Here is a 3541-nt window from a genome sequence, read left to right on the forward strand (position 1 = left end):
TAAGCACGCCGCCAGCGTTCGTCCTGAGCCAGGATCAAACTCTCCATCGAAAAACATCAACCCCCACCACCAAGGCAGCAGGAGCGACCATCAATAAGAGCCACATCCATGACTGAACAAAACTAGCGAAAGACAACCCCAACCCCAAAGGGCCAGGACCGTCAGCCAGAATCATTGTCAAAGAAACCGCGACACCACAACCACCACCCAAAGAGCAGCAGCCAAACATGATGTCAACGGGGCATAACAAACTAATTCGTCGACTAATCAAACACACTGTTGAGTTCTCAAGAATCAGACGCACCCGAGCCTCGCCAGCCGGAGCTGGATCGGTCGCGGGGCAACCTGCAGAAACTTACCGGGCTCTCGGCCCCGCGTCAATTCGCTGGGCTTCGTGCTTCGGTGGTCGCAACTGGTTTCCGCCTCAGCCGGCCTTCTGGCCGGGCGGCGGCGCCGCTTGCGGCGACAGGAAGAACATTAGACCCATCCCGCGGGGTGTGCAAAACCGGGGGTGGCTTCGGGACAAAACCGCAGGTCAGCGGCCTGCGCGCCGTCGCGGGGCGGCGGGCCGGTACGCGCTGACCGTGTCGTCGCCGGTCAGCCAGAACCGCCACGGACGGTCCGCCGCCAGGCGCAGGCCGACCCGCGGACCGGTCGAGACGGCGGCCGCCCGGTCTGGTCCACACTCCCCCGCCACGAGGTCGACGACCTCGCCGTCGTGCGACCCGTCCACCGCCAGCGCCCGGCACAGCCGGGCGGGTCCCCGGGCGAGGTCGCGGTCGCTGCTGCCCGGGCGGCGCTCGCGCGCCAGCTCGATGCCGCCGACCACCTCGCCCGCGCGGAGCAGCACTGCTCCCGGGTCGCCCTCGGGGCCGGTCACCAGGTTGGCGCAGTGGTGCATCCCGTAGACGAAGTAGACGTAGAGCCGGCCGGGCGGACCGAACATCGTCGCGTTGCGAGGGGTGGGACCCCGGAAGGCGTGGGAGCCCGGGTCGTCGGGCCCGCGGTAGGCCTCGACCTCGGTCAGCCGGACGGAGACCCCGGCATGGGTGAGCACCGCTCCCAGCAGCCGGGGAGCGACGTCGAGGGGGTCGCCCTCAGCCCAGGCGGGCACGGTGGGCGGCGGTGCCGGCACGGACGGCGTCGAGCTGCTCGCGCACACGGGCGGGTGCGGTGCCGCCCCGGCCCGAGCGGGACGCGACGGAGCCCTCGACGGTGAGCGCGGTGCGCACCTCGGGGGTCAGTGAGGTCGAGATCGACGCCAGCTGGTCGTCGTCGAGGTCGGGCAGGTCGCAGCCGAGCTCCTCGCACCGGCGTACGCACGCACCCGCGATCTCGTGGGCGTCGCGGAACGGGACGCCCTCGCGCACCAGCCACTCCGCCACGTCGGTGGCGAGCGAGAAGCCCTGCGGAGCGAGCTCGGCCATCCGGTCGGCGTGGAAGGTGAGCGTGGCGACCATCCCGGTCACCGCCGGGAGCAGCACCTCGAGGGTGGTGACCGAGTCGAAGACCGGCTCCTTGTCCTCCTGGAGGTCGCGGTTGTACGCGAGCGGCAGCCCCTTGAGCGTGGCCATCAGGCCGGTCAGGTTGCCGACCAGGCGGCCGGCCTTGCCGCGGGCGAGCTCGGCGATGTCGGGGTTCTTCTTCTGCGGCATGATGCTCGACCCCGTCGACCAGGAGTCGTGCAGCGTGGCGAACGCGAACTCCCGGGTCGTCCAGAGGATGACCTCCTCCGCCAGCCGGGACAGGTCGACCCCGACCTGCGCGGTGACGAACGCGAACTCGGCCGCGAAGTCGCGCGCCGACGTGCCGTCGATGGAGTTGGCCGACGAGCCGGTGAACCCGAGCTCGGCCGCGACCGCCTCGGGGTCGAGCCCGAGGGTCTGGCCGGCGAGGGCGCCCGAGCCGTAGGGCGAGTCGCCGGCGACGCGCGCGTCCCAGTCGCGCAGTCGCTCGACGTCGCGCAGCAGCGGCCACGCGTGGGCGAGCAGCTGGTGGGCCAGCAGCACGGGCTGCGCGTGCTGGAGGTGGGTACGCCCCGGCATCACGCTCTCGTGCCCGGTCTCGAGGTGGTCGCCGGCCTGGCCGGCGAGCACGTCGACGAGGTCGAGGACCAGGCCGGAGATCGTGCGGGCGTGGTCGCGGAGGTAGGCGCGGAACAGCGTCGCGACCTGGTCGTTGCGCGAGCGCCCGGCGCGGAGGCGGCCACCGACCTCGGGGCCGACCTCCTCCAGCAGCAACCGCTCGAGGGCGCCGTGGACGTCCTCGTCGGAGGGGTCGGGGTGCAGGTCGCCTGCGGCGTACCGCTCCCCCAGCACCCGGAGCCCGCGGAGCAGCTCGGTGTGGTCGGCGTCGGTGAGCAGCCCCGCGCGGTGCAGCGCGTTGGCGTGGGCCCGGGACCCGGCGAGGTCGTAGGGGGTCAGCTGCCAGTCGAAGTGCGTCGAGCGGGAGAGGGCCTGCAGCTCGGGCGACGGACCCGAGGCGAAGCGTCCGCCCCACAGGCTCCCGCGGTGCGTGGCACCGTCCTGGGCCGCCTCGTCGGGCACCTCGGGCGCGGTCGTCTGCTCCGGCTCGCTCACGACGCTGAGTCTGTCAGTCGAGCGCGCGACCGACCGCACGGGCCCGGATGTCGGGCGCCGCGGTGCGCTCGGCGTTGGCCGCGAGGTCGTCGGGCTCGACCTGCGACTCGCGCTCCGCCGCCACCCTGGCGTGGTAGGCGGCGACCTCGTCGGCGATGCGCTCGTCGTCCCAGCCGAGCACCGGTGCCACGAGCCGCGCGGCGTCGTCGGCGCACGCGACGCCGCGGTCGTGGGCCTCGATCGAGATGCGGGTGCGCCGGGCCAGGAGGTCGTCGAGGTGCAGGGCCCCCTCGTGGCTGGCGGCGTAGACGACCTCGACCTTGAGGTACTCCTCCGCGCCGGGCAGCGGCTCGAGCAGCGACGGGTCGTCGTCGGCGAGCTCGAGCACCTCGTCGAGCAGCGAGCCGTAGCGCTCGAGCAGGTGGGTGATCCGCCACGTGGGGAGCTCGCGCTCGCGGGCGAGCCGGTCGGTCTGGTTGGACAGCGCGAGGTAGCCCTGCGCGCCGACGAGCGGGATCTGGTCGGTGACGCAGGTGCCGACGCCCGAGGGCAGGTCGACGAGCGCGGCGTCGACGGCGTCGGCCGCCATCACGCGGTAGGTCGTGTACTTGCCGCCGGCGATGGAGATCAGGCCGGGCTGCGGCCGGGCCACCGCGTGCTCGCGCGACAGGCTGGAGGTCGCCTCGCTCTCGCCGCTGAGCAGCGGGCGGAGGCCGGCGTACACGCCCTCGATGTCGTCGTGGGTGAGCGGCTTGGCGAGCACCGTGTTGACGTGGTCGAGGATGTAGTCGATGTCGGCGCGGCTGGCCGCGGGGTGGGCGCGGTCGAGCTCCCAGTCGGTGTCGGTGGTGCCGACGATCCAGTGGGTGCCCCACGGGATCACGAACAGCACCGACTTCTCGGTGCGCAGGATCATGCCGGTCTCGGAGTTGATCCGGTCGCGCGGGACGACGATGTGCACG

The 3541-nt window shown here is 72.2% G+C and carries 3 protein-coding genes; all 3 read right to left on the bottom strand.

The window, feature by feature from the left end; translation table 11 throughout:
* Nucleotides 1-535: 535 nt before the first annotated feature.
* On the bottom strand, nucleotides 536-1114 hold the full coding sequence (locus ACFFJG_RS00005; protein WP_378516565.1) for a DNA-3-methyladenine glycosylase: 579 nt from the start codon (nucleotides 1112-1114) through the stop codon (nucleotides 536-538).
* Nucleotides 1098-2546, bottom strand: a complete 1449-nt coding sequence (gene argH, locus ACFFJG_RS00010; protein ID WP_378519425.1) for an argininosuccinate lyase — start codon at nucleotides 2544-2546, stop codon at nucleotides 1098-1100. Before argH ends, ACFFJG_RS00005 begins: the two co-directional genes overlap by 17 nt.
* Before the next feature lie 46 nt (nucleotides 2547-2592).
* On the bottom strand, nucleotides 2593-3541 hold a 949-nt coding region (locus ACFFJG_RS00015; protein ID WP_378516566.1), incomplete at its 5' end, for a glycerol-3-phosphate dehydrogenase/oxidase.

This window comes from Nocardioides zeicaulis (assembly GCF_042432345.1).
GTDB lineage: Bacteria > Actinomycetota > Actinomycetes > Propionibacteriales > Nocardioidaceae > Nocardioides > Nocardioides zeicaulis.